Raw genomic sequence first — 24,926 nt, 5'->3', positions numbered from 1 at the left:
GGAGCGACAGGGGATTTGAGCGGTCAATGGGCCGCTCCAGCAGGAATGGAGCCATGAAAAAGATCGGATTTCTGTCCTTCGGGCATTGGTCGCCCTCGCCGCAATCGGGCACGCGCTCGGGCGCCGACGCGTTGCTGCAGTCGATCGACCTGGCGGTCGCGGCCGAGGAGCTCGGTGCCGACGGCGCCTATTTCCGCGTCCACCATTTTGCCCGGCAGCTCGGCTCGCCCTTCCCGCTGCTTGCCGCGGCCGGCGCGAAAACCAAGCGCATCGAGCTTGGCACCGCCGTCATCGACATGCGCTACGAGAACCCGCTCTACATGGCGGAGGATGCCGGCGCCGCCGACCTCATCGCCGGCGGGCGTTTGCAGTTGGGAATCAGCCGCGGCTCGCCCGAGCAGGTGATCGATGGCTGGCGCTATTTCGGCTACGTGCCGGAAGAGGGCAAAACCGATGCCGACATGGCGCGCCGCCACGCCGAGATTTTTCTCGATTTGCTGCGCGGAGAAGGTTTCGCGCAGCCCAATCCGCGGCCGATGTTTCCGAACCCGCCCGGGCTGCTGCGCCTTGAGCCGTTCTCGGAGGGCCTGCGCGAGCGCATCTGGTGGGGTGCCGCGACCAATGCCACTGCCGAATGGGCGGGCAAGCTCGGCATGAACCTGCAGAGCTCGACGCTGAAGTTCGACGAGGGCGGCCAGCCGCTGCACATCCAGCAGGCCGAGCAAATCCGCGCCTTCCGTGCCGCCTGGAAGGAGGCCGGCCACGCCAGGGAGCCGCGCGTGTCGGTCAGCCGCAGCATTTTTGCCTTGGTCAACGACATGGACCGCGCCTATTTCGGCAGCAGCGAGGGCCAGGATCATTTCGGCTATATCGAACCGGAGAAGCGCGCCGTCTTCGGCCGCACCTATGCCGCCGAACCGGACGTGCTCATCGAGCAGCTCAGGGAGGACCAGGCGATCGCCGAGGCCGACACGCTGCTCATCACCGTGCCCAACCAGCTCGGCGTCGACTACAACGCCCATGTCATCGAGGCGATCCTGAAGCACGTCGCGCCGGCGCTCGGCTGGCGGTGATTTTCACGAGCTGACCTTCAACCCGACGACGCCGAGGATCGTCACGGCGGCGAAAACGAGGCGGACCGCGTCGGTGCTTTTGCCGAACAGCACGATGCCGGCGGCTAAAGAGCCGACGGCGCCGATGCCGGTCCAGACCGCATAGGCGGTGCCGAGCGGCAGCACGGTCAGCGCCTTGGTCAGCAGCGCGATGAAGATGACCAGCAGCACCAGAGAGACTGCCGACCAGACCGGCTCGGAGAATCCCGCCGACTTCTTGGTCGCCAGCGCCCAGCCGACGTCGGTGGCACCCGAGATGACGAGCAGCAGCCATGCGAGCGACTGGCTCATGCGAGCCTCGCCGCAAAGCTGGCAGCGAGCCGCCGCACCTCGCCTTCGGTCCGCCTGGCTCCGGCTTCCATCGCTTCCGGCAGACCGATCGTGGGCGAGACATGCGCGATGTCGGCGTCCTTCAAGCCGATGAAGGCAAGCGCGGTGCGCAGGTAAGGCGTCGCGAGATCCGGCCGGCCATGGCTCGGACCTTCGGTGAAGTCGCCCGAGGTTGCCATGAGGACCGCAGTCGGCCGCGCGCGCAGTAGAGGCGAATAGCCGGTCGCGGGGTTGAAGGAAAAGCTCAGGCCCGGCTGCGTCACCAGGTCGAACAGATGTTTCAGCCGGTATGGCACGCCAAGATTCCACATCGGCGTCGAGATCAGGATCGCGTCGGCCGCGTCGAGCCTCGCGACATAGTGGCCGATCAGCTTCCAGGCCCGGCTTTGCGCGTCGGTCAATGGCGTGTTGCTAAGCTTGGCGTATTTGGCGTCGATCGCCGCGCCGTCGAAGGTCGGCAGGATGGCGGTCCAGATGTTGAAGTGGTCGACCTCCATCTTCGGCAGTTGCTCTTTAAGCTGTGCGAGGAAATTTCTCGCGGCCTTGCTCGACCAGGACCGGTCGGCGCGCGGCGAAGCTTCGATGTGCAGGATGCGGCTCATGTCTTTCTCCGGTGAGGCTGCTGGTTTGTTTCCGGATCGCGATATATGTTCGCAGGGATGCGAGCGCATTTAGCAATTTCGCTATTCTCGCTCGCAGGGATGCGAATATGATCGACTATGACGATGTGCGGCTGGTTGCGGCGATCGCGGCGGCGGGCGGCGTGCGAGGCGCGCAGGCAAGGCTCGGCACCCATACCGCGACCATCTACCGGCAGCTGAGGGATCTCGAGCGGCGAATCGGCGGCGCGCTGTTCGAGCGTCTCGGCGACACTCTTGTGCCGACCGGTAGGGCGGAGCCTTTCCTCGAAGCGGCGGACGATTTGCGGGACCGGCTAGCCAAGGTCGAGCGCCGCGTGGCGGCGCTGGACGACCGCCTGGTCGGAACGCTCAACGTGACGACGGCGGACACGCTGCTGGAAACCGCCTCAGCCTGTCTCAAGGCGTTCAGCGCCGCGCACCCCGGCATCGCGCTGTCGCTGGAAGTGAACAACGGCTTTGCCGATCTCGGCCGGCGGGAAGCCGATATCGCCATCCGGCCAACGCTGACGCCGCCGGAAACGCTTGTCGGCCGGCGCGTGGCGCGCTTTTCCTATGCCGTCTACGCAGCCGATGTGTCGGCCGCCGGGGGCTGGATCGGCTTTGACGCTGTCCTGTCTGCCCTGCCGGCGGCACAATGGCTCAAGGCGAATGTCACGGAGGACGAGATCAGGCTAAGGGTCAATAGCCTGACCGCCGCCGCGGCGGCCGCCGAGGCCGGCTGGGGACGGGCGTTGCTGCCGGATTATCTGGGCGCCGCGCGCCGGCTGGCGCGCGCCGGCGAAACCATCGATGCGCTCGCCTCGGAACTGTGGGTGCTCTACCACCCGGACCTCAGAGGAAATCCAAGAGTGCGGGCGTTCAGCGATTTTTCGGCAAAATGGCTGCGGGCGCGGTTGAATGCCGGCGCTCAGGGGCTAGGACAGCCGAACGGTTGAGCTGTCACAGCCGAGGCCGCGCTCCATCTCTGTCTTACCATCGATATTGACTCCTGATAAAATTGCACCCTAGTCTGCCGCGTAATCGGTTACGTAACCGATTACGGCTCAATCAAAGTGGAGGAGAGCATGAGCAAGATTTCACACACACTTGGGCTTGGCCCGTTCTCGCGCCGCCAGTTCCTTAAGACCAGCGCGCTGGCGGCCGGCGCGCTCGCTTTGCCGCTTGGACCGGCGCTCGCCGCCGACAAGCCGAAGGTCGGTCTGGTCATGAAGTCTCTCGCCAACGAGTTCTTCAAGCAGATGCAGGCCGGCGCGGAGGAGTACGCGGCCAAGAACAAGGACAAGTTCGATTTCGCCGCCGTCGGCATGAAGGACGAGCGCGACTTCGCCGCCCAGGTCGACGCCATCGAGAACTTCATCACCCAGAACTACAACATCATCGTGGTCGCGCCCGCCGATTCGAAGGCTATGGTGACGCCGATCGCCAAGGCGCTGAAGGCCGGCATCAAGGTCATCAACATCGACGTCGCGCTCGACGAGGAGGCCAAGAAGAAGGCCGGCGTCGATCTCGCCTTCTTCGGTCCGGACAACCGCGCCGGCGCCAAGCTTGCCGGCGACGCGCTCGGCAAGGCGCTGGGCAAGGGCGGCAAGGTCGTCATCCTCGAGGGCAATCCGGAGGCCGACAACGCCAAGCAGCGCAAGCTCGGCTTCGACGATGCGGTGAAGGAGCACGGCCTCGACCTGCTCGACTCCAAGACCGCGCATTGGGAGACCGAGGAAGCCAACACGCTGATGACCAACTTCCTGACCCAGCACCCGGATATCCAGGGCGTGATGGCGGCCAACGATTCGATGGCGCTCGGCGTCGTCAAGGCGATCGACGCGGCCGGCAAGTCCGGCCAGATCAAGGTCGTCGGCTTCGACAACATCCCGGCCGTCGGTCCGTTGCTGAAGGAAGGCAAGATGCTCGCCACCGTCGAGCAGTACGGCGCGCAGATGGCGGCGATGGGCATCGACTATGGCATGCGCGAGCTTGCCGGCGAGAAATTCTCCGGCTGGGTCAAGACCGACGTCAAGCTGATCACCGCCTGAGGCGAGCAGGGTGCTGGGACTCCCTCCGGCGCTCGCTTGTCTCGTCGTCGCCGCCGGCAAACCGCCGGCGGCGATGGATCGCGCATTCGCACCGCCTTTGCGGTAGAAGAGCGCTGTTCAGGATTGCCGCTGCATGGACGATGTGATTCTTTCCCTTGAAGGGGTCGGGAAGATCTTTCCCGGCGTCGTCGCGCTAAGCGAGGTCTCGCTGTCGATCGCGCGCGGCGAGACCCATATCGTGCTGGGCGAGAACGGCGCCGGAAAGTCGACGCTGATCAAGCTGCTCGCCGGCATCTACCAGCCGGACGCGGGCACGATCGCCTTCAACGGCCAGCCCTACCAGCCGAAGACGCCGCACGATGCGCAGCAGCGCGGCATCCGCATCGTGCATCAGGAGCTCAACCTTTTACCCTATCTCAGCATCGCCGAGAATTTGATGCTGGAAAGCCTGCCGCGCCGCGCCTTCGGCATCGTCGACAGCAAGGCGCTCAACCGACGCGCCGTCGCGCTGCTGAAGGAGGTCGGCCTCGACGTCGACCCGAGGACACGGGTCGAGGCGCTCGGCGTCGCCCAGATGCAGTTGGTCGAGATCGCCAAGGCGCTGAGCTACGACAGCAAGCTGCTGGTGCTGGACGAGCCGACGGCGACGCTGACGCCGCCCGAAATCGGGCGGCTCTTTTCCATCATCAAGCGGCTGAAGGCCAAGGGCGTCACCATCATCTACATCTCGCACCGGTTGCACGAAGTGTTCGAGATCGGCGACCGGGTGACCGTGCTGCGCAATGGAAGGCTGGTCGCGAGCCGAGACCTCCATGGCCTCAGCGTGCCGGATATCGTGCGCATGATGATCGGCCGCGACATCGCCGACGAATTCGGCTTCGATGCCAGGGTCGTGCCGGGCAAGGTCGCGCTCAGCGTGACCAATCTGAAGCGCAGCACCACGACGCCCGAAATCTCCTTCGCGGTCCGCCATGGCGAGATCCTCGGCGTCGCCGGCCTGGTCGGCAGCGGCCGCACGGAAGCGATGCGGGCGCTGTTCGGCGCCGATCCCAAGCTTGACGGCGTCGTCGAGATCGACGGCAAGCCGGTGGCGATCGCCGCACCGAAAGATGCGGTGCGGCATGGGCTCAGCCTGCTCACCGAGGACCGCAAGGGGCAGGGCCTGCTGCTCGACCTGGCGGTCGACAAGAACATCACCATCACCGATCTGGGCAAGGTCTCGCGCCACGGGCTGGTCAACCGCCGGGCGGAGAGTGCGGCAGCAAACGATCTCGTTGGCCAGCTGCGCGTCAAGGCGAGCTCGATCGAACAGGCGGTGCGCAATCTCTCCGGCGGCAACCAGCAGAAGGTGGTGCTGGCCAAATGGCTGTTCCGCGGCACCTCGACGCTGATCCTCGACGAGCCGACGCGCGGCGTCGACATCGGCGCGCGGCGGGAGATCTACCAGCTCTTGTGGATGCTGGCGGCGCAGCAAAAGGGCATCATCATGGTCTCGTCCGACCTGCCCGAGTTGATGGGCATGTGCCATCGCATCATCGTCTTTTCCAGGAACAAGATCGTCGGCGAGATGCCGCGCGCCGAATTCGACCAGGAGCGCATCCTGTCGCTCGCCTATCAGGAGTATGTTCGACCATGAGCGAGACGTCCGAATCCCTGGTGGCGGCGCCTGTTTCTCCTGGACGGGCGAAGTTCCTGCGCTTCCTGGTCCGCGACGCCGGCGTGCTCTTGGCCCTTGTGCTGATCACGCTGTTCTTCTCGGTCACAGCGCCTTATTTCGCCACGCCCGGCAATGCGCTGAAGATCTTCGTGCAGATCGCCATCAACACCGTTCTGGCGGCTGGCATGACCTTCGTCATCCTCACCGGCGGCATCGACCTTTCGGTCGGCTCGGTGCTGGCGCTCTGCACCGTGGTCGGCGCCACCGTCATGATCGATGAGAGCCTGTCGCCGGCCGTCGCGATCACCCTGGCGCTGCTCGCCTGCATGGCGACGGGTGCTGCCTGCGGCTTCCTCAACGGCTGGATCTCGACGCGCTGGAAGATCCCTTCCTTCATCGTCACGCTCGGCATGCTCAACATGGCCGCGGGCGCTGCCCGCGTCGTCAGCGACAATTCGACCATCACCGGCCTGCCGCAAAGCTTCGTCGATTTCGGCAATCTGATCATCGGCGGCTTCCTGCCCTCGATCTTCCTGGTCGCGGTGCTGGTGATCGCGGCCGGCTGGTTCGTGCTGCGCTTCACCGTTTTCGGCCGGATGATCTTCGCCGTCGGCACCAATGACGAGGCGGTGCGGCTCTCCGGCCACAATCCGGATTTCTACAAGGTCGCCGCCTTCACCATCAGCGGCCTGACGGCCGGCATCGCGGCCATGGTTTATCTCTTGCGCCTCAACATCGGCAGCCCGATCGCCGGCGTCGGCTACGAGCTCAACGCCATCGCCGCCGTCATCATCGGCGGCACCAGCCTCAGCGGCGGCAAAGGCTCTATCATCGGCACGCTGGTCGGCGCCTGCATCCTGCAGGTCTTGAGCACCGGGCTGCAGCTGCTCGGCGTCGGCGACAATTTCAAACCGATCGTGATTGGCCTTGTCATCGTGCTGGCCGTCATTCTAGACGCGTACCGGGAGAGGCTGTTGCGCAAAATCCGTTAAGGGAGCGCGGGGACCAGGGACCATGACGACGATTGCAGATGTCGCGCGCTATGCGGGGGTGTCCGTCGCAACGGTCTCGCATGTGATGAACCGCACGCGCCATGTCGAGCCGGAGACGGCCGAGCGCGTGCGCGCGGCGATCGCGGCCCTGCGCTATAGCCCGAACTCGCTGGCGCGCAGCCTGAGGCGCGGCGAGACCAAGACCATCGGCCTGTTGCTGCCCGACAATTCCAACCCGTTCTTCGCCGGCGTCGCGCGCCAGATCGAGGACGCGGGCTTCGTCGCCGGCTATACGGTGATCCTGTGCAATTCGGACGGCAGCGCCGAGAAGGAGGAGCGCTATCTGTCGGTGCTGATGGCCAAGCAGATCGACGGGCTGATCTTCGCCGGCTCGTCCGACCATGCGCGCGTGTTTGCGAGCCTTTCCGCCGCCGTGCCGGCGGTGCTGCTCGATCGCGAGATCCATTCCGTCCATGTCGATTCCGTGCTGGTCGACCACGACCATGGCGGCTATCTCGCCGGCCGCTATCTGGTCGGGCTCGGCCACAAAAAGATCGGCGTCATCGGCGGCCCGCGCGATTCCAGCTCCAGCCCTGCCCGCGTGCGCGGCTTTGTCCGGGCGCTCGAGGAAGCGGGCCTCGAACTGCCGGCATCATCGGTGGTCGATTCCGACTATCATTTCGCCGGCGGCCGGCTGGCGATGGAGCGGCTGATGGGGCAGGCGCCGGATATCACGGCCGTGTTCGCTTGCAACGACCTGATGGCGATGGGCGCCATCATCGCGCTGCGCTCTCGCGGATTGCATGTCCCCGACGACATGTCGCTGGTCGGTTTCGACGACATTCCCTATGCGGTCACCACCTGGCCGCCGCTGACGACGATCGCGCAGCCGGTCGAAAAGATCGGCACGCGGGCCGTGAGCCTGCTGCTCGAGCGCCTCGGCGAGCCGACCGCGCCCTCGCGCCGGGAGGTGCTGGCGCCTGTGCTCATCGAAAGGGAAAGCTGCGCGGCTTTGCGCAAGTAGCGCGTGATCTCCCCCCTTGAGGGGGAGATGTCGCCGAAGGCGACAGAGGAGGTCGCTGCGCATGAAGCGCCAACCTCCATCTGCACAAGCAGCCGAGCCCAGTCGGACCGACCCCCTCTGGCCTGCCCGTCCTCCGCAGCAGCTGCGCTGCAGCTGCGGAGGGTGGACCGGCCATCTCCCCCTCAAGGGGGGAGATTACGAGCTCATTCCCTCACGCCGCCGGCTGCATGGCGGCCCTCAGCAGCATGCCGAACAGATCGCGCGGCTCGTCGGGGTCGGCGAGCAGGTCGAGCTCCTCATAGAGGCCGGTCGCCTGGAGCTGGTCGCGGACATAGCGCAGCGCGGAAAAATCTTCCGTTGCGAAGCCGACGGAATCGAACAGCGTGATCTGCTCCTTCGTCTTGCGGCCCTGCGCCTTTCCGGTCATCACCTGCCACAGCTCGGTCACCGGATGGTCGGCGTCGAGCTGCTGGATCTCGCCCTCGATGCGGGTTTGCGGCGGGAACTCGACGAAGATGTCGGAGCGCAAGAGGATGTCGCGATGGAGCTCCGTCTTGCCGGGGCAGTCGCCGCCGACCGCGTTGATGTGGACGCCGGAGCCGACCATGTTGTCGGTGAGGATCGTGGCGTACTGCTTGTCGGCCGTCACCGTGGTGATGATGTCGACGCCTTCCACCGCATCCTGCCCGGTCGAACAGATCGTGATGTCGAAACCCTTGGCCGCCAGGTTGCGGGCGCATTTTTCCGAGGCCGAACGGTCGATGTCGTAGAGCCGCAGCTTATCGACGCCGAGCAAAGCCTTGAAGGCGATGGCCTGGAACTCGGACTGGGCGCCGTTGCCGATGATGGCCATGGCTTGACTGCCCTTGGGGGCCAGATATTTGGCCGCGACGGCGGAAGTGGCTGCGGTGCGCAGCGCCGTCAGGATCGTCATCTCGGTCAAGAGCATCGGATAGCCCGAGCCGACATCGGCGAGCACGCCGAAGGCGGTGACGGTCTGGCGGCCCTCGCGCATGTTCTTCGGATGGCCGTTGACATATTTGAAGCCGTACATCTTGCCGTCGCTGGTCGGCATCAGCTCGATGACGCCGTCATGGCTGTGCGAGGCGATGCGCGGCGTCTTGTCGAACAGCTCCCAGCGGCGGAAATCCTCCTCGATATAGGCGGCGAGCTCGGTGAGGAACCGCTCGACGCCGATGGCGAGCACCAGCTTCATCATGCGGTCGACGCTGACGAAGGGGACGATGGCAAGGCGGGAGGGCTGGGTCATGGTCAGAGGCTTCCGGAATGGCTGCGGGTCGGGCGGTCCATGATGCGGCGGCCCATCAGGCTGGCGGTGAGGTCGACCATCAGCGTCGCGGTGCGGCCGCGCTCGTCCAGGAACGGGTTGAGCTCGACCAGGTCGAGGCTGGAGACCAGGCCGCTGTCGGACAGCATCTCCATCACCAAATGCGCTTCGCGAAAAGTGGCGCCGCCGGGGACGGTGGTGCCGACGGCGGGCGCGATCGACGGGTCGAGGAAATCGACATCGAGGCTGACATGCAAGAGCCCGTTCTCCTTCTCGACGCGCGCCAGGAAGGCGCGCAGCAGCGGGGCGATGCCGTGCTCGTCGATGGCGCGCATGTCGTGCACGGTCACGCCAGCCTCCTTCAGCGCGCGGCGCTCGGCCGGATCGACGCTGCGCAGGCCCATGGTGCAGACGTGGGCGGGGTCGACCGCCGTGGGCAGGTCCGGGAAATAGCCCGAAAAACCCGGCCGGCCGCTGGCATAGGCGAGCGGCACGCCGTGCAGATTGCCGCTGGTGGTGGTGTCGAGCGTATGGAAATCCGGATGCGCGTCGAGCCACAGCACGAAAAGCGGCCGGCCCCGTTCGGCGGCGCGGCGCGCCACGCCGGAGACCGTCCCGGCGGAGATCGAGTGGTCGCCGCCGAGGAAGATCGGCATGGCGTCGCTCGACGCCGTATAGGCGGCCTCGGCGATCGCCGACGTCCAGGCGGAAATCTCCGGCAGGGCCTTGAGCGCAAGATTGCCGTGGACGACGGCGCGCGCCTGGGCCGGCTGCACCGCGCCCCAGTCCTCGACCTCATGGCCGAGTTCCGACAGCACCGAGACGAGCCCGGCGGTGCGCAGCGCGCTCGGTCCCATTTCGCATCCCATCCTGCCTGCGCCGTCCTGTACCGGCGCGCCGACGATCCTGCAGCGCATGATTCTTTTTAGCCCTTGCGATTGATTGAAGGATTGAACCATCGCTGCCTGGCGGTTTGAATAGGGAAAATTGGCATTTCGAAAAGATCAATCTATCATATTGGACAGATGATTTGATCGAAATGGAATAGCATGGACGCGCTCGACGAAAGGCTGGTGACGCTTCTGAGGCACGATGCGCGGCGCAGCGTCTCCGATCTCGCGCTCGATCTCGGCGTCTCGCGCGCCACCGTCAGGGCGCGCATGGAGCGGCTGGAAAAATCCGGTGAGATCATCGGCTACACGGTGGTGCTGCGCGCCGACGCGGTCGATCAGAAGATACGCGGCGTGATGATGATCGAGATCGAGGGCCACGCCGCCGACCGCGTGATCAGGGCGCTCGGCGGTTTTCCGGAAGTGTCGACCATCCACACCACCAACGGCCGCTGGGACCTGGTGGTCGAGCTCGGCACCGCATCGCTGACCGATTTCGACGCCGTGCTGCGGCGGATAAGGCTGATTCCAGGGATAACGGGAAGCGAAACCAGCCTGCTGCTGGCGACGCCGCGGACGACGAGGGCCAGGCTGGGGTAGGAGGCGGAAGCTACTTTCGGAGCGTCGGCCCCAAACGCGAAAAAGCCGCGGAAAACCGCGGCTTTTCGTTTGCTTGATCCCCTGAAGGAAACTGGAGCGGGTGAGGCGATTCGAACGCCCGACCCCAACCTTGGCAAGGTTGTGCTCTACCCCTGAGCTACACCCGCTCGCGCGGCCTTGGGCCGCAAGCCGCGCCTATATGGCCGAAGAGCGCGGCGATTGCAACAGGGAAATGATGGTCTTTTTGGAGCTAGCTCTTCGTGCATTGAAGGTTCGTTCCGAACCGGCGGATTCCGTTGGCCCGGCCCGGCGGTCTTGCCCGAGGGCATCGTTGGCCGTAAACGGCATGACCTTCAAGACGAAGTGAGGACCGATGCCGAAGACCGAAGCCGAGCTCTATGCCTTTCTTGCCGATCTCGGCATCTCCGTCTCGACGGTGCGCCACCCGCCATTGTTCACGGTCGCCGATTCGCAGGCGCTGCGCGGCGAGATCCCGGGCGGGCACACCAAGAACCTCTTCCTCAAGGACAAGAAGGACAATTTCTTTCTCGTCACCGTCGGCGAGGAGGCGGTGGTCGACCTCAAGCAGATCCACCATCTAATCGGCGCCGCCGGGCGCGTGTCCTTCGGCAAGCCGGAAATGCTGATGGAGCTGCTCGGCGTCATTCCTGGCGCGGTCACCGTCTTCGGCCTGATCAACGACACGGCCGGCCGGGTGAAGGTCGTCCTCGACCAGGAATTGATGAGCCACGATGTCATCAACGGCCATCCGCTGACCAACGAGGCGACGACGACCATCGCCGCCGCCGATCTCGTCAGATTCGTCGAGGCAACCGGCCACGATGCTGTTATCTTGAAAGTCTCATTATCTTGAAAGTCAGGGCTTGATCGCCACATGGATGGCGAAACCGAAATCCGACAATGACGCGCCGCGCCTTCATGCCGGCGGCGGCGCGACCGAAAGGGCGACGACATGAGTGACGACAATCCGTTCAGCGGCTCATTTGGCGGCAATGCCGGCCAGTACGCCCAATCCGTCCAGTATGGCGGCGGCGACCGCGCCAAGGTGTCGCTCGGCGAGGCGCCGGCGGCCGCCGACCTGATCAAGGACACCACGACCGCGACATTCGCGGCCGACGTCATCCAGGAATCGCGCCGCCAGCCGGTTCTGGTCGACTTCTGGGCGCCCTGGTGCGGCCCCTGCAAGCAGCTGACGCCGCAGCTCGAAAAGGCGGTCCAGGCCGCCGGCGGCAAGGTCAAGCTGGTCAAGATGAACATCGACGACCATCCCTCGGTCGCCGGCCAGCTCGGCATCCAGTCCATTCCGGCGGTCATCGCCTTCAAGGACGGCCAGCCGGTCGACGGCTTCATGGGCGCCATTCCCGAAAGCCAGATCACGCAGTTCATCCAGAAGGTCGGCGGCAAAGGCGGCGGCGCGGCGTCGCAGATCACGGATGCGCTTGCCGCGGCCAGCGAGGCGCGCGAGGCCGGCGATGTCCAGACCGCGGCCGATATCTATGACGCGATCCTCGAGCAGGCGCCCGAAACCATCGAGGCGATTGCCGGGCTTGGCGAGATCCTGTTCGAGGCCGGCGACAGCCAAGGCGCCGAGGCGGTGCTCGGCAAAGCGCCCGAGGACAAGAAAGACGCGCCGGCGATCGCCGCGCTGCGCGCTAAGATGACGCTGGCCGCGGAGGCGGCGGCGCTCGGCAATCCGGCCGAGTTCGAGCGCCGGCTCGCCGCCGATCCCAACGATCATCAGGCGCGTTTCGACCTGGCGATGGTGCAGAACGCGCGCGGCGAGCGGATGCAGGCCGCCGACAATTTGCTGGCAATCGTCAAGGCCGACCGGACATGGAATGACGACGGCGCCAGGGCGCAGCTCTTGAAGTTCTTCGAGGCATGGGGGATGACCGACGAGGCGACGCTTGCGGCGCGGCGCAAGCTTTCGTCGCTGCTGTTCTCGTGAGCGCGTTGCCGCCGGCTCCTTTGTCGGGCAAGGGGGCTTGCGCGCGGCGGCGGCTGCGCCAGATAGGGGGCAGTGGCCTGCCCTGCCGACAAATGGTTGGATAGGCAGGCCGCGCCAGAGGAGATCGCAGGTTTGGGCAGATCGCAGGTTTGACACGCTCGCCGGCGACGCCTCTAGAGCGTTTCACCGGTTCACTGAAACGGCGAACCGCCCTATCTCTTTGTTTTGACGCAATTCCGGACGGAAAACCGTTTCACACTTTTCCTGGAATTGCTCTAAGGCTTGAAGTGCAGGCGGAGGGTTGAAGTGCAGGTCGGAAACGCCCGCTATCGGCTCGCGAAGGATTTGCCGTCGACGATCCCGGTGTTTCCGCTCGCCGGAGCGCTGCTGCTGCCGGGCGGCCGCATGCCGCTCAATATTTTCGAGCCGCGCTATCTGCAGATGATCGACCAGGCGATGGCCGGGACGCGGCTGATCGGCATGATCCAGCCCAGCCTCGACGGCGCGCTGCGCGACGACGGCGAGCCGGAGCTGTGCAGCGTCGGCTGCGCCGGCCGCATCATCTCGCTCGCCGAGACCGGCGACGGCCGCTACCTGATTTCGCTGCAAGGCGTCTGCCGCTTCCGCGTGACACAGGAGCTGGCGGCGAAGACACCGTTCCGGCAGTGCCGGATCGCGCCGTTCCTCACCGATCTCGAGGAGGACCAGGCCGCCGCCGAGGTCGACCGGCCGGCGCTGCTCAAGGCGTTCCGCGCCTATCTGCAGGCCAATGACCTCGAAGCCGACTGGGAAAGCGTCAGCCGCGCCGAGAACGGAATGCTGGTCAATGCGCTGTCGATGATGGCGCCCTATGGGCCGGCCGAGAAGCAGGCGCTGCTCGAAGCGGCGGATTTGAAGACGCGCGCCGAGACGCTGATCGCCATCACCGAAATAACGCTGGCGCGCGAGGATGAGGATTTTGGCTCGAGCCTGCAGTAAGTGCGCTGATATTCAGGTGATGCCGGCCTGCGAACGGCGGCCTCCTGCGCTTCCGGTGCTCACGTACTTGAAGTACGCTCCGCTCCGGTTCTCGGAAGCCACCGTTCTCGACCCGGCCTGACCTGGATCTCAACACACTTAAGCCTATGGAGTTGGGTGCGATGGCGGCGGATGGACGTGACGGGCGCAAGGCCACGGTCGATCCAAGACTGCTGGAACTGCTCGCTTGCCCGCTGACCAAGGGACCGCTGACCTGGGACGAGGAACGCAGCGAGCTGATCTCGCGCGTGGCCAAGCTCGCCTATCCGGTGCGCGACGGCATCCCGATCATGCTGCCCTCGGAAGCGCGCACGATCTCGGCCGATGATATGCTGACGCCACCGCCGCGGCTGAGCGGGCCGTCGTAGGGTTCTGGTGCGGGAAGGACGCTGCATCCCTGCTCCCGGCGCTGACGTGGGGGATTGGCCGGCCCCCCCTGTGACGTCGTCATACTCGGGCTTGACCCGAGTATCCATGCCGTGACCTTTACCGTTGAGTGCTAACAGTGCAAAATTCTGTAACCGTTGCAATGCTTTAGCGTCACGGCATGGATTCTAGGGTCTGCGCGCGTCGCTTCGCTCCTTGCTTCGCCCTAGAATGACGACCGAACGAATGTCGTCGCTAATCTCAGACGTCTCCAACAAAGCTGGGCGGGATGCTCCCGGCGCAGACGTTGGAGATTGCCTGGAACGCCGCTTGTCCCTACTGAAAGCGCCTACTGAAAATTCCGCCCCTTCGGCATGACCTGCTGAGCGGCACCCGACAGGGCCTCGCTGTCCTGGCGGACCGGCAAGCCGCGGTTCGCGGGAGCGGTGTCCCCGGCGGGCTCATGCTCGATGGTGGGTGGCCGCAGAAGCACGCTCAGCCAGGGCGTGAGATCCTCGATCCTGTCGGCGACGATGTGGATGACGTCCGATTCCTGCTGCAGCTTGCCGGTGACGCGGATGAAGCGCGCGCCCATCACGATTGAGCGGAAGCGATCGAAGACGCGCGGCCAGATGATGACGTTGGCGATCGCCTTTTCATCCTCGAGCGTGAGGAAGATCGCGTTGCCCTTGCCGGGGCGCTGGCGCACCAGCACCAGGCCGGCGACGGTGACGCGCCGGCCGTCGCGCACCGACGGCAGGCGGGCATTGGGGGTGATGCCGGCGCGGGTGAGCCGTTCGCGCAGGAAGGCGACGGGGTGCTCCTTCAGCGACAGGCCGAGCGAGCGGTAGTCATGGACGACATGCTCGCCGAGCGGCATTTTCGGCAGCTTCGTTTCGGGCTCCAATTCGCGTAAGCCGAGAGCGGGGCGGTCGAACAGCGGCAGCTTTTCGGCAGCGCTCCTGCCGTCGAGCGCGCGCACCTCCCAGAGCGCTGAGCGGCGGTCGAGGCCGAGCGAGCGGAAGGCGTCGGCCTCGGCCAGCCTCTCGATCTCGCCGACATCGAGGCCTGAACGCAGCCATAGATCCCTGACCGATCGATAGCCCTCGCCGCGCCGGGCGACGGCGGCCTCCATGCGCTCCTGCGACAGGCCCTTGACCTGGCGGAAGCCGAGCCGCACGGCATGCGCCGTCTCGATGATGCCGCGCATCGAGGCATGGCGTTCGAGGATGCGCGAAGGATCGAAGGCGGCTCCCTCCAGCGTGCAATCCCAGACGGAATGGTTGATGTCGACCTCGCGCACCTCCACGCCATGGTCGCGCGCATCGCGGACGAGCTGGGCCGGCTGGTAAAAACCCATCGGCTGCGCGTTCAGGATCGCGGCGCAGAAGACGTCGGGATAAAAGGTCTTGAACCAGCAGGAGGCGTAGACCAGCAGCGCGAAGGAGGCGGCGTGGCTTTCCGGGAAGCCGTATTCGCCAAAGCCTTCGATCTGCTTGAAGCAGCGCTCGGCGAACTCCTTCTCATAGCCATTGCTGACCATGCCGTCGATCATGCGCTGGCGATAGTTGCCGATCGTGCCGGTGCGCTTGAAGGTCGCCATGGCGCGGCGAAGCTCGTCGGCCTCGCCCGGCCGGAAACCACCGGCGACGATGGCGATCTTCATCGCCTGTTCCTGGAACAGCGGCACGCCGAGCGTCTTGCCGAGAATCTTTTTCAGATCGGAGCTGGGGTAATTGACGTCCTCCTTGCCCTGCCGCCTGCGCAGATAGGGATGCACCATGTCGCCCTGGATCGGGCCGGGCCGCACGATCGCCACCTCGATGACGAGGTCGTAGAACTCTTGCGGCCTGAGCCGCGGCAGCATCGACATCTGGGCGCGGGATTCGATCTGGAAGACGCCGAGCGTATCGGCCCGGCAGATCATGTCGTAGACGCAGGCGTGTTCCGGCGGCAGGGAATTCAAGCCATAGGGCCGGCCGTAGTCGTCCCGCGCTTCCGGATAATGATTGGTGAGCAGGGTCAGAGCGCGCTTCAGGCAGGTCAGCATGCCGAGCGCCAGCACGTCCACCTTGAGGATCTTCACCGCGTCGAGATCGTCCTTGTCCCACTCGACCATCTTGCGTTCCTCCATCGCCGTCTTGACGATGGGCACGACCTCGTCGAGCCGGTCGCGGGTTATGACGAAGCCGCCGACATGCTGGGAGAGGTGGCGGGGAAAGCCCATGATCTCGTTGGCGCGCTCCAGCACCTGCCGCGACAGCGGGTCGGTGCGGTCGAGGCCGCCGGCATTGGCCTCCCTTTCGCCGAGCTCGGAGGTCGACCAGCCCCAGATGGTGCTCGACAGGGCGCTGCGGACATCTTCCGAGAGACCCATTGCCTTCGCCACCTCGCGCAGCGCCGAGCGGCCGCGATAGCTGATGACGGCGGCGGCCAGCGCGGTGCGCTTGGCGCTGTATTTGTCGTAGATATAGGCGATGACCTCGTCGCGCCGCTCATGCTCGAAGTCGACGTCGATGTCGGGCGGCTCGTTGCGCTCCTCGGAAATGAAGCGCTCGAACAGCGCGTCGATCCGGTCGGGTCCGACTTCGGTGATGCCGATGCAGAAGCAGATGACCGAATTGGCTGCCGAGCCGCGCCCCTGGCAAAGGATATTCTGGCTGCGGGCGAATTTCACGATATCGTAGACGGTCAGGAAATAGCGCGCATAGTTCAGGCGCTCGATGAGGGCGAGTTCTTCATCGATGCGCTGCGTGACATGGTCAGGAACACCTGCCGGATAGCGCCTTGCCGCGCCTTCCCGCGCCAGGCGCTCGAGCTCGGCCTGCGGCCCGAGGCCGGATTCGGTCGGCTCGTCGGGATAGTTGTATTCGAGATCGCTGAGCGAGAAGGTGAGCTCCCCGGCGAAGCGCAGCGTCTCGACCAGCGCCTCTGGGTGGCGGCGGAACAGGCGCGCCATCTCCAGCGGCGGCTTCAGATGGCGCTCGGCATTCGCCGTCAGCTCCAGCCCGACCTCGGAGATAGGCGTGTTGAGACGGATCGCGGTCAGCACGTCCTGCAGCGGCCGGCGTTCGGCGGCATGGTAGAGCACGTCGTTGGTCGCCATCAGCGGGACGCCGGCGTGTTCGGCCATCGCCGCCGCCTGCTCGATGCGGAAGCGGTCATTGCCGCCATAATCCGGCGCCACGGCCAGCCGGAGCGCCGCGCCGAAGCGATCCTTGAGCCGGCTAATAAGTGCCAGGCTGTCTTCCGCGCCGCCCGACAGATTGGGCAGGATGGCCAGCGACATCAGATCGCCCCACTCGAGCAGGTCGCTCAATTCAAGCAGCGTCGCGCCTTTCTCGTTCTCGTCGCGCAGATTGGCTTGCGTCAGCATGCGGCAAAGATGCCCCCAGCCCTTGCGACTCTGAGGATAGGCGAGGATGTCCGGCGTGCCGTCGCGGAAAACCAGGCGGCAGCCCGGATGATAGGCAAGTTTTTCCACCTTCGCCTGCTGCCAGGCGCGCACGACGCCGGCGACCGTGTTGCGGTCGGCAAGCCCGATCGAGGCAAAGCCGTAGAATTTTGCCGTCACCACCAGCTCCTCGGGCTTCGAGGCGCCGCGCAGGAAGGAAAAGTTCGACTGGATGCCGAACTCGGCATAGGGGATGACGGTCAGCGCGTTCATGCGAACACCCCGTGCATGAACCAGCGCGGCGCGGCCTGCGCGGCGCTGCTGTAGAGACCCTGGCGGTAGAGCCAGTAACGACGCCCCTCGCTGTCCTCGATACGGTAATAGTCGCGGGTCGGCCCCTCCTCCTCGCCGGGCAGTTGCCGCCACCATTCGGCGGCGATGCGTTCCGGCCCTTCGGCGCGGGCGACGCGGTAGAGCGCGCGCCGCCAGCGGAAATTCATCGGCGGACCCTCGGGGATCTCGGTCGCCGGCACCTCGATCGGCTCGGGCGAGCGGAACAGGCGTACCGGCCGCTCCGGCGGGTAGATGGTCATCGGCGGCATGGCGCGGTCGCTCGCCGGCATGCGCCTTTGCGGCGCTTCCGCGAAGGGAACCGTGGTTACGGCGCGCTCCGGCAGATGGCTTTCGACGACGACCGGCTTCAGCACGGCGGCCTCGCCGAGGCGGGCGCGGATGCGGTCGGCGAATAAAGCGATGTCGGCGTCATCGTCGTCCGCTTCGCCGGCAAGATCGCCCTGCAGCATGTCGAAAGCGGCAACCGAAAGCACCGACAGCCGCACGAGATCGAAGCCGAAGCCGGCATCGATGTTTTGTTCCAGCGCGGTCAGCCGTTCGTGGAACAGTTTTCGGATCAGCTGCGGCTCGCGCATCGGGCGCGAGGTGCCGACGGCGATGCGGCTGACGGCGCCGTCGACGCGGAAGAGGAGAAGGGCCAGCGCCCTGGCGCCCTCGCCGCGGCGCTCGAGATCGGCCTTCAAGGCGATCGCCAGCCGGCTCACCAGCCGCTCGATGTCGTCGGTGAGCATGACCGGTTCGGCAAGATGACGCTCGACCGAGAGCGGCGCCACGGGAAGGCGCGGCGACACGGCCTCGTCGAGGCGGCCGAGCGCCTGGTCGAGGCGCAGCAGCAAGGTGGCGCCGAAGCGGCGGGCGAGCGGCGCGCGCGGCGCCGCCATCACCGCGCCCGCCGTGCGCAGGCCGACGCTTTCCAGGCTGGCCCGGGTTTCCGGCGCGATGCGCAGCGCCGAAAGCGGCAAGGGTGCCAGAAGCGCTTCCTCCTCGCCGCCGGCAATTATGCGGTCGCCATGGAAGCGCGCCGCCGCCCAGGCGGCGCCCGGCGTCGAGGCGAGGCCGGCGCGGACATCGAAACCCTGCTGGAAGAAGCGGGTGAGGATCTCGTCCTGCATGGCGCGCTCGCCGCCGAACAGATGCGTGCAGCCGGTGACGTCGAGGAACAGCCCGTCCTCGCCGTCGATCGCCACCAGCGGCGTGTAGCGGTCGCACCAGTCGGCGAGGCCTTCGAGCAGGCGGCGGTCGGCTTCCGCGTCGGCTTCCACCACGTCGATCGAGGGATGCATGGCGCGCGCATCGGCAATGCCCATGCCGCGCTTCAGTTTCAGCGCCTCAGCCCGCTCGTCGAGGGCTGCGATGCGCTGGGCGTTGCTGTCGCGATGGCTGATCACAAGCGGTGGGTGAGGCGGGGGCAGGTGATCCGACGGCCGCGAACGCCAGGACCGCCCCAGACGCTGGCGCAGGATCCGCTCCGCGCAGAGGTACGGGAACCACAGCGACAGAATTCTCTGTTCTTTCTGCAAAAGCGTGCTCATCGGGGTTCCACTCCAGTGTGAATTGTCCGGGCAGGGCCGTGCGGCTCTTGCCGATATCGACGGTGAAGGCGGGGCGGCCGATCGAGCCGGCGAGCGGGCCGGCGACCGTCTCGCGGCTGGCTGAGGGGGCGGCCGAAACGATGAGGCGCACGGGCGCTGCTGTGGGCTCGGCCTCGCCGGCCTGGCGCAGCAAAAGCACCGGGCGGGCGGCGTTTTGGGCGCGGGCGTGCAGCCGCCGCGTCGCGGTAAGGTCGAGAAGCCGCGGGCTGCCGCGGATCTCGAGGATGACGGCGGCGAAGGCCGTCATGCGCGCCGCCTCCTCGGCGATCCATAGCGCGTCCAAGAGCTTCGGCGCTTCGGAGAACAGCAATTGCTCCGGCGCGATGCCGAAGAGGGCGTACAGCCCCCTGGCATAGGGAAAGCCGGCCTCGCGAAAAATCTCCGCCGTGCCGATCCAGAGGACCGGCAGGCCCGGCTTTTCCCTGAGGATCAGGCTGGTGAGCGACAGCGCAAAGCCGGCGACGGCACCGGCATCGCGGGTCTCCAGCCCATGGATCTCGCTGAGCGCCGCCTTGGGCAGGCCGCCGCCGAGCGCGGTATCGAGGCGCTCGATGCCGGTGTGCAGGAAGGCATCCGGCGAGGCCACGGCGAGGCCGCGCCGGACGATCGTGACGTCCGATCGAGCGGCATCGAGGGGTGTGCTGCCGGCCGGCGCCTCAAGGCGCTCGGGCAGCGTTCCCTCGATCTTCGCGATCTGGCGGCGCAGGGCAAAAACAGTTTCCCGCGCCACGGCGCTCATCGCCATGACGTTCACTTCCGGCAGCAATTGTTCCTGTTATGTTCCTATAGATTCCAGAGGGTCCCCGAAGAGTCAAGCGGAGTCTAAAGGAATTTATTCCTTCGCTCTTTACCCTCAGGGAAGCCTGCCAGCCGGCTCATTTGCCTCAATCGGCGCGAAAGCCTATATGCCGGGATCAAAGGAAACCTCATGGCCCGCATCTACAAGACCCGCACCTGGCACGACCAACTCTCGCCGTCGATGGAGGAAATGGAGCTTCTGGCTCTGGAGGCATATGCGCATCTGCCGGAAGAGTTCCGCAAGCTCACCGGCGAGATCGTCATCCAGATCGCCGACTTCCCGACCGACGAGATCATGGACGACCTGTCGCTGGAGACGCCCTTCGACCTGCTCGGCCTGTTCGAGGGACGCGGCATCGCCGAGCGCTGGAACCCGCAGACCGGCGAGGGGCCGAACCGCATCACGCTCTACCGCCGCGCCATCCTCGACTACTGGGCCGAGAACGAGGAGACGCTGGGCGACATCGTCACCCATGTGCTGGTCCACGAGATCGGCCATCATTTCGGCCTGTCGGACGACGACATGGAGCGGATCGAGGAAGCGGCGGAGCAGGCGGCGGCGGGGTGAGCGCACCTCGTCATCCTAGGGCGGAGCGACGCGAAGCGGAGTGTAGACCCTAGGATCCATGCCGTTACCTTGGCACAGTGTTCCAGCGGCGCAGAACTATCATCGCGGCCTTTCGGCTACTCGATCCCAGACGGTTCCGCCACCTTCTGATCCGTGGCGTCTTTCGACAGAGGACACGGCATGGATCCTAGGGTCTGCGCGCGTCGCTCCGCTCCTTGCTCCGCCCTAGGATGACGAAGTTACGGGGATGCGGTCTATTCCCTAAATATGCAGCGCGTGCCCGAGCGCCTTCAGCGCCGCTTCCTGGAAACCTTCGCCCTGCGTCGGATGGGCGTGAATGGTGCCGGCGATGTCCTCCAGCCGCGCGCCCATTTCGAGCGCCAGGCCGAAGGCCGCCGACAGTTCCGACACGCCTTGCCCGACCGCCTGGATACCGAGCACCAGATGATTGTCGGCGCGGGCGACGACGCGCACGAAGCCGTCCTCGCCTTGCTTGGTCATGGCGCGGCCGTTGGCGGCGAAGGGAAACTGCCCGACCTTGATCTCGCCGGCTTGCGCCTTCGCCTCTTCCGGTGACAGGCCGGCCGTGACCAGCTCGGGATCGGTGAAGCAGATTGCCGGGATCGCGCGCTTGTCCCAGCTTCTTTTGTGGCCGGCGACGATCTCGGCCACCATCTCGCCCTGCGCCATGGCGCGATGCGCCAGCATCGGCTCGCCGGTGACGTCGCCGATGGCATAGATGCCGCGCATCGAGGTCCGGCATTGGTCGTCGATGCGGATGAATTTTCCCGCCATGTCCAGATCGATCTGATCCAGCCCCCAGCCATCGGTCAGCGGCTTGCGGCCGACCGTGACCAAGATCTTGTCGGCGGCGACCTTGGCATCCTTGCCGTCGGTCGCTTCGACCAGCAGCGCATCGCCCTTGGTCGACAGCCCCTTGGCCTTTGCCTCCGTCATCACCTCGATGCCAAGCTCGCCCAGACGTTTGAGCACCGGCCTGGTCAATTCCGCATCGTACTGCGCAAGCACGCGCGGCAGCGCTTCGACCACGGTGACATGAGAGCCCATCTTGGCAAAGGCCATGCCGAGCTCCAGCCCGATATAGCCGCCGCCGACCACGGCAAGCGTCTTCGGCACTTCGCTCAGCGCCAGCGCCTCGGTCGACGAGATGACCGGACCGCCGAAAGGCAGGAACGGCAATTCGACCGCGGCCGAGCCGGTGGCGATCACCACCGTCTCGGCGCGGATGACCTGGATCCCGGTCTCGGTCTCGACCTCGACGGTCTTGCCGTCGCGAAACGTCGCCCAGCCATGCACGGTCTTGACCCTGGCCTTCTTGAGCAGGCCGGCAACGCCGCTGTTCAGCCGGCTAACGATACCATCCTTCCAGGCGATCGTTTTCATGAGGTCGAGTGTCGGCGGGGCAACCGAAATGCCAAGCATGCTCTTGCCGCCGGCCATATGCGCGATCTTCTCGAACTCCTCCGCGGCGTGGATAAGCGCCTTGGACGGGATGCAGCCGACATTGAGGCAGGTGCCGCCCGGCTTGGCAACCTCGACGATCACCGTGTCGACGCCGAGCTGGCCGGCACGGATGGCTGAGACATAACCGCCGGGACCGGCGCCGATGACGAGCAGCTTGCAGGAGATCTCTTTCATGACGACTGCTTCCTTTCGGCGAAGGCCGCCGCGCGCTTTTCCCTTCTCCCCTTGTGGGAGAAGGTGGATCGGCGCGATAGCGCCGAGACGGATGAGGGGTGTTCCAGCGGAGTGAGACGCTGGCGTTCCCTGGAGCACCCCTCATCCGTCGCCTTCGGCTCCCCCTTCTCCCACAAGGGGAGAAGGGGGAGCCCATATGCCGGCGCCGCAACGTTCGAGATCGACCCCATCCCCTCAATCCACGAAGATCAGCGCCGGCGTCTCAAGCAACGCCTTGATACGCTGCACGAACACCGCGGCATCCCAGCCGTCGATGACGCGATGGTCGAAGCTGGACGACAGGTTCATCATCTTGCGGGGAATGAACTGCGTGCCGTCCCACACCGGCCGCACCATCATCTTGTTGACGCCGACGATCGCGACTTCCGGATAGTTGATGACCGGCGTCGTCGCCACGCCGCCCATGGCGCCGAGCGAGGTGATGGTGATGGTCGAGCCGGAAAGCTCGTCCCGCGTCGCCGTGCCGGACTTGGCCGCATCGGCCAGCCGGTTGACCTCCGCGGCGCAGTCCCACAGATCTCGCGCCTCGGCGTGCTTGACCACCGGCACCACCAGCCCGGTGGGCGTCTGCGCGGCGATGCCGATATGGATGCCTTCATGCTGGTGGATGATGCCGGCATCGTCGTCGAACAGCGCGTTGAGGTTCGGCTGGTCGGCGATCGCCTTGACCATCGCCCGCATCAGGAACGGCAGCAGCGTCAGTTTTGCGCGATCACCGCGCTTGTCCTTGTTGAGCGTGGCGCGCAGCTCTTCCAGCGCCGTGACGTCGATCTCCTCGACATAGGTGATATGAGGGATGCGCGATTTGGCGAGCGACATTTTCTCGGCGATCTTGCGCCGCAAGCCGACCACCTTGATGTCCTCGACGCCGTCCTTCGGGGCAAGGCCGGTGGCGCGGGCAAGCTGCGGGCCGCGCGCCAGAAAAGCCTCGATGTCCTCATGGCTGATGCGCCCGGCTGGGCCGCTGCCCGGAACCTGGCGAAGATCGATGCCGGCTTCCTTCGCGCGAAGCCGGACGGCAGGCGAGGCCAGCGGCTTGTCGCCTTCGGCGCGCGGCGCGCCGGAAGTCGGCGCTGAACCAGCAGACGCCGTCGCAGCACCCCCACCCTTAGCCCCTCCCCCACGAGGGAGGGGGAGGCTGTGGCCATCGCCGGCTCAACTTTCCCCGGGGAAGCCTTTTTGGATGAGCTCATAGCCGGCTTGGTGTCTGCCTTGGCGGTCGAAGCGCGTTCCCCTTCCCCTTGTGGGGAGGGGCCAGGGGTGGGGGTCGGCGCCGTCTCCGGCGATTTCGCACCCGCCACGACATTGCCTTCGCCGGCCACTTTCAGCCGCACGATCGGCGAGCCGATCGCCACCGTGTCGCCGATCTCGGCGCCGAGCCAAAGGATCTCGCCGTCGACCGGCGACGGGATCTCGACGGTTGCCTTGTCGGTCATGACGGCGGCCAGAACCGTGTCCTCGCGCACGAGGTCGCCGACCTTGACGTGCCACTCGACGAGCTCGGCCTCGGCGACGCCTTCGCCGACATCGGGCAGCTTGATGATATGTTCGCCCAACTAAGCCTCCCCGCTCTAAGCTTCCATGGTCTCGACGAGCGCGCGCCCGACCCGCGCGGGGCCGGGGAAATACTCCCACTCCTGCGCATGCGGATAGGGCGTGTCCCAGCCGGCGACCCGCGCCACCGGTGCCTCCAGATGGTAGAAGCAGTTTTCCTGCACCAGCGCGACCAGTTCGGCGCCAAAGCCGGAGGTCAGCGTCGCCTCATGCACGACCACGCAGCGCCCGGTCTTCTTCACCGAGGCGACGATGGTGTCGAGGTCGAGCGGCAGAAGCGTCCTGAGATCGATGATCTCGGCATCGATGCCGGTTTCTTCGGCGGCGGCCTCGGCGACGTAGACCATGGTGCCGTAGGCCAGAACGGTAACCGCCGAACCGGGCCTCCGGATCGCCGCCTTGCCGAGCGGGATCGTATAGTGCCCGTCGGCGACCTCGCCGAGCCGGTGCTTCGACCATGGCGTCACCGGCCGGTCGTGATGGCCGTCGAAGGGGCCGTTATAGAGCCGCTTCGGCTCGAGGAAGATGACCGGGTCCGGATCCTCGATCGCCGAAATCAGCAGTCCCTTGGCGTCGTGCGGATTGGACGGCACCACCGTCTTCAGGCCCGACACATGCGTGAACAGCGCCTCTGGACTCTGGCTGTGCGTCTGGCCGCCAAAGATGCCGCCGCCGGTCGGCATGCGCACCACGATCGGGCAGGTGAAATCATTGTTGGAGCGGTAGCGCAGCCGCGCCGCCTCCGACACGATCTGGTCATAAGCCGGATAGACATAGTCGGCAAACTGCACCTCCACGCAAGGGCGAAGCCCATAGGCGGCCATGCCGATGGCCGAACCGACGATGCCGGCTTCGCTGATCGGCGCGTCGAAGCAGCGGCTCTTGCCATATTTGGCCTGCAGGCCTTGCGTGCAGCGGAAGACGCCGCCGAAAAAGCCGACATCCTCGCCATAGACGATGACGCGCTCGTCGCGCGCCATCGAGACATCCATGGCGTCGCGGATCGCCTCGATCATGGTTTTTCTTGGCAT

The 24,926-nt window shown here is 65.9% G+C and carries 21 protein-coding genes, 1 tRNA gene and 1 pseudogene; 12 read left to right on the top strand and 11 right to left on the bottom strand.

The features are described from left to right. The first annotated feature begins 53 nt into the window (after nt 1-53). Nucleotides 54-1,073, top strand: a complete 1,020-nt coding sequence (locus tag EJ071_RS04830; protein WP_126097052.1) for an LLM class flavin-dependent oxidoreductase — start codon at nt 54-56, stop codon at nt 1,071-1,073. 3 nt (nt 1,074-1,076) lie between these two features. Here EJ071_RS04830 and EJ071_RS04825 read toward each other — a convergent pair whose 3' ends face one another. After that, nucleotides 1,077-1,403: a multidrug efflux SMR transporter gene (locus EJ071_RS04825; protein WP_126097051.1), complete on the bottom strand. Its 327-nt coding sequence runs from the start codon at nt 1,401-1,403 to the stop codon at nt 1,077-1,079. Then, the gene (locus EJ071_RS04820) at nt 1,400-2,044 is read right to left on the bottom strand and encodes an NAD(P)H-dependent oxidoreductase (RefSeq protein ID WP_189521417.1); all 645 of its coding nucleotides are present in this window, start codon (nt 2,042-2,044) and stop codon (nt 1,400-1,402) included. The genes EJ071_RS04825 and EJ071_RS04820 overlap by 4 nt, the downstream gene beginning before the upstream one ends. A 107-nt stretch (nt 2,045-2,151) precedes the next feature. Here EJ071_RS04820 and EJ071_RS04815 point away from each other — a divergent pair, with 107 nt between their 5' ends. From EJ071_RS04815 to EJ071_RS04795, 5 genes are all read left to right on the top strand, one after another. Then, nucleotides 2,152-3,018, top strand: coding sequence for a LysR family transcriptional regulator (locus tag EJ071_RS04815; RefSeq protein WP_126097049.1), 867 nt, complete (start codon nt 2,152-2,154; stop codon nt 3,016-3,018). 129 nt (nt 3,019-3,147) lie between these two features. Further along, entirely contained in the window at nt 3,148-4,113 is a 966-nt protein-coding gene (locus EJ071_RS04810) for a sugar ABC transporter substrate-binding protein (RefSeq protein ID WP_126097048.1), read from the top strand. A 133-nt stretch (nt 4,114-4,246) separates the two neighbouring features. After that, the gene (locus tag EJ071_RS04805; RefSeq protein ID WP_126097047.1) at nt 4,247-5,749 is read left to right on the top strand and encodes a sugar ABC transporter ATP-binding protein; all 1,503 of its coding nucleotides are present in this window, start codon (nt 4,247-4,249) and stop codon (nt 5,747-5,749) included. Then, on the top strand, nt 5,746-6,762 hold the full coding sequence (locus EJ071_RS04800; protein WP_126097046.1) for an ABC transporter permease: 1,017 nt from the start codon (nt 5,746-5,748) through the stop codon (nt 6,760-6,762). Before EJ071_RS04805 ends, EJ071_RS04800 begins: the two co-directional genes overlap by 4 nt. 22 nt (nt 6,763-6,784) lie before the next feature. Beyond that, a complete protein-coding gene (locus EJ071_RS04795; RefSeq protein ID WP_126097045.1) occupies nt 6,785-7,786 on the top strand; it encodes a substrate-binding domain-containing protein in 1,002 nt (333 codons plus the stop codon). Between the two features lie 211 nt (nt 7,787-7,997). Here the strand turns inward: EJ071_RS04795 and EJ071_RS04790 are convergent, their stop codons facing one another. Both EJ071_RS04790 and rocF read right to left on the bottom strand, forming a co-directional pair. After that, entirely contained in the window at nt 7,998-9,056 is a 1,059-nt protein-coding gene (locus EJ071_RS04790; RefSeq protein WP_126097044.1) for an ornithine cyclodeaminase, read from the bottom strand. Between the two features lie 2 nt (nt 9,057-9,058). After that, entirely contained in the window at nt 9,059-9,991 is a 933-nt protein-coding gene (rocF, locus tag EJ071_RS04785; RefSeq protein WP_126097043.1) for an arginase, read from the bottom strand. A 132-nt stretch (nt 9,992-10,123) separates the two neighbouring features. On the opposite strand from rocF, the gene EJ071_RS04780 reads away from it, so the two are divergent. Next, on the top strand, nt 10,124-10,564 hold the full coding sequence (locus tag EJ071_RS04780; protein WP_095782813.1) for an Lrp/AsnC family transcriptional regulator: 441 nt from the start codon (nt 10,124-10,126) through the stop codon (nt 10,562-10,564). Nucleotides 10,565-10,656: 92 nt separating this feature from the next. Here EJ071_RS04780 and EJ071_RS04775 read toward each other — a convergent pair. Next, nucleotides 10,657-10,731 (bottom strand) — tRNA-Gly (locus EJ071_RS04775). A gap of 206 nt (nt 10,732-10,937) precedes the next feature. On the opposite strand from EJ071_RS04775, the gene EJ071_RS04770 reads away from it, so the two are divergent. The 4 genes from EJ071_RS04770 (at nt 10,938) to EJ071_RS04755 (ending at nt 13,918) form a co-directional block, all read left to right on the top strand. Then, entirely contained in the window at nt 10,938-11,438 is a 501-nt protein-coding gene (locus EJ071_RS04770; RefSeq protein WP_126097042.1) for a prolyl-tRNA synthetase associated domain-containing protein, read from the top strand. Between the two features lie 99 nt (nt 11,439-11,537). Further along, nucleotides 11,538-12,533, top strand: a complete 996-nt coding sequence (trxA, locus tag EJ071_RS04765; protein WP_126097041.1) for a thioredoxin — start codon at nt 11,538-11,540, stop codon at nt 12,531-12,533. 306 nt (nt 12,534-12,839) lie between these two features. Further along, nucleotides 12,840-13,511, top strand: a complete 672-nt coding sequence (locus EJ071_RS04760; protein WP_126097040.1) for an LON peptidase substrate-binding domain-containing protein — start codon at nt 12,840-12,842, stop codon at nt 13,509-13,511. 161 nt (nt 13,512-13,672) lie between these two features. Beyond that, entirely contained in the window at nt 13,673-13,918 is a 246-nt protein-coding gene (locus EJ071_RS04755; protein ID WP_126097039.1) for a Trm112 family protein, read from the top strand. Nucleotides 13,919-14,265: 347 nt separating this feature from the next. Here the strand turns inward: EJ071_RS04755 and EJ071_RS04750 are convergent, their stop codons facing one another. Genes EJ071_RS04750 through EJ071_RS39165 form a run of 3 tightly spaced genes read right to left on the bottom strand, consistent with a single transcriptional unit; the run spans nt 14,266 to nt 20,001 of the window. After that, on the bottom strand, nt 14,266-17,583 hold the full coding sequence (locus EJ071_RS04750) for an error-prone DNA polymerase (RefSeq protein WP_126097038.1): 3,318 nt from the start codon (nt 17,581-17,583) through the stop codon (nt 14,266-14,268). Continuing rightward, nucleotides 17,580-19,052: a DUF6504 family protein gene (locus EJ071_RS04745; RefSeq protein ID WP_126097037.1), complete on the bottom strand. Its 1,473-nt coding sequence runs from the start codon at nt 19,050-19,052 to the stop codon at nt 17,580-17,582. Before EJ071_RS04745 ends, EJ071_RS04750 begins: the two co-directional genes overlap by 4 nt. Further along, nucleotides 18,994-20,001 (bottom strand): hypothetical protein, encoded by a 1,008-nt coding sequence (locus tag EJ071_RS39165; RefSeq protein WP_126097036.1) that lies wholly within the window; start codon nt 19,999-20,001, stop codon nt 18,994-18,996. The genes EJ071_RS04745 and EJ071_RS39165 overlap by 59 nt, the downstream gene beginning before the upstream one ends. A gap of 183 nt (nt 20,002-20,184) precedes the next feature. Between EJ071_RS39165 and EJ071_RS04735 the strand changes: the two genes are divergently transcribed. Next, the gene (locus EJ071_RS04735; RefSeq protein WP_126097035.1) at nt 20,185-20,622 is read left to right on the top strand and encodes a metallopeptidase family protein; all 438 of its coding nucleotides are present in this window, start codon (nt 20,185-20,187) and stop codon (nt 20,620-20,622) included. Between the two features lie 261 nt (nt 20,623-20,883). Here the strand turns inward: EJ071_RS04735 and lpdA are convergent, their stop codons facing one another. From lpdA to EJ071_RS04720, 3 genes and pseudogenes are all read right to left on the bottom strand, one after another. Continuing rightward, nucleotides 20,884-22,281, bottom strand: a complete 1,398-nt coding sequence (gene lpdA / locus EJ071_RS04730; RefSeq protein ID WP_126097034.1) for a dihydrolipoyl dehydrogenase — start codon at nt 22,279-22,281, stop codon at nt 20,884-20,886. Nucleotides 22,282-22,515: 234 nt separating this feature from the next. After that, nucleotides 22,516-23,897: pseudogene (locus EJ071_RS04725) on the bottom strand (dihydrolipoamide acetyltransferase family protein). Nucleotides 23,898-23,912: 15 nt separating this feature from the next. After that, nucleotides 23,913-24,926 (bottom strand): alpha-ketoacid dehydrogenase subunit beta, encoded by a 1,014-nt coding sequence (locus tag EJ071_RS04720; protein WP_126097033.1) that lies wholly within the window; start codon nt 24,924-24,926, stop codon nt 23,913-23,915.

The sequence above is a fragment of the Mesorhizobium sp. M1B.F.Ca.ET.045.04.1.1 genome (assembly GCF_003952465.1).
In the GTDB taxonomy this organism is placed as follows: domain Bacteria; phylum Pseudomonadota; class Alphaproteobacteria; order Rhizobiales; family Rhizobiaceae; genus Mesorhizobium; species Mesorhizobium shonense.
This window is presented reverse-complemented; position numbering and strand designations above follow the sequence as displayed.

Excerpts from the sequence above, each read along its gene's own strand:
- lpdA (WP_126097034.1), bottom strand. The coding sequence starts at position 22,281 with ATGAAAGAGATCTCCTGCAAGCTGCTCGTCATCGGCGCCGGTCCCGGC.
- trxA (WP_126097041.1), top strand. The coding sequence starts at position 11,538 with ATGAGTGACGACAATCCGTTCAGCGGCTCATTTGGCGGCAATGCCGGC.
- EJ071_RS04735 (WP_126097035.1), top strand. The coding sequence starts at position 20,185 with ATGGCCCGCATCTACAAGACCCGCACCTGGCACGACCAACTCTCGCCG.
- EJ071_RS04780 (WP_095782813.1), top strand. The coding sequence starts at position 10,124 with ATGGACGCGCTCGACGAAAGGCTGGTGACGCTTCTGAGGCACGATGCG.
- EJ071_RS04720 (WP_126097033.1), bottom strand. The coding sequence starts at position 24,926 with ATGCCAAGAAAAACCATGATCGAGGCGATCCGCGACGCCATGGATGTC.
- EJ071_RS04790 (WP_126097044.1), bottom strand. The coding sequence starts at position 9,056 with ATGACCCAGCCCTCCCGCCTTGCCATCGTCCCCTTCGTCAGCGTCGAC.
- EJ071_RS04770 (WP_126097042.1), top strand. The coding sequence starts at position 10,938 with ATGCCGAAGACCGAAGCCGAGCTCTATGCCTTTCTTGCCGATCTCGGC.
- EJ071_RS04830 (WP_126097052.1), top strand. The coding sequence starts at position 54 with ATGAAAAAGATCGGATTTCTGTCCTTCGGGCATTGGTCGCCCTCGCCG.
- EJ071_RS04800 (WP_126097046.1), top strand. The coding sequence starts at position 5,746 with ATGAGCGAGACGTCCGAATCCCTGGTGGCGGCGCCTGTTTCTCCTGGA.
- EJ071_RS04820 (WP_189521417.1), bottom strand. The coding sequence starts at position 2,044 with ATGAGCCGCATCCTGCACATCGAAGCTTCGCCGCGCGCCGACCGGTCC.
- EJ071_RS04795 (WP_126097045.1), top strand. The coding sequence starts at position 6,785 with ATGACGACGATTGCAGATGTCGCGCGCTATGCGGGGGTGTCCGTCGCA.
- EJ071_RS04750 (WP_126097038.1), bottom strand. The coding sequence starts at position 17,583 with ATGAACGCGCTGACCGTCATCCCCTATGCCGAGTTCGGCATCCAGTCG.
- EJ071_RS04755 (WP_126097039.1), top strand. The coding sequence starts at position 13,673 with ATGGCGGCGGATGGACGTGACGGGCGCAAGGCCACGGTCGATCCAAGA.
- EJ071_RS04825 (WP_126097051.1), bottom strand. The coding sequence starts at position 1,403 with ATGAGCCAGTCGCTCGCATGGCTGCTGCTCGTCATCTCGGGTGCCACC.
- EJ071_RS04815 (WP_126097049.1), top strand. The coding sequence starts at position 2,152 with ATGATCGACTATGACGATGTGCGGCTGGTTGCGGCGATCGCGGCGGCG.
- EJ071_RS39165 (WP_126097036.1), bottom strand. The coding sequence starts at position 20,001 with ATGGCGATGAGCGCCGTGGCGCGGGAAACTGTTTTTGCCCTGCGCCGC.
- rocF (WP_126097043.1), bottom strand. The coding sequence starts at position 9,991 with ATGCGCTGCAGGATCGTCGGCGCGCCGGTACAGGACGGCGCAGGCAGG.
- EJ071_RS04805 (WP_126097047.1), top strand. The coding sequence starts at position 4,247 with ATGGACGATGTGATTCTTTCCCTTGAAGGGGTCGGGAAGATCTTTCCC.
- EJ071_RS04810 (WP_126097048.1), top strand. The coding sequence starts at position 3,148 with ATGAGCAAGATTTCACACACACTTGGGCTTGGCCCGTTCTCGCGCCGC.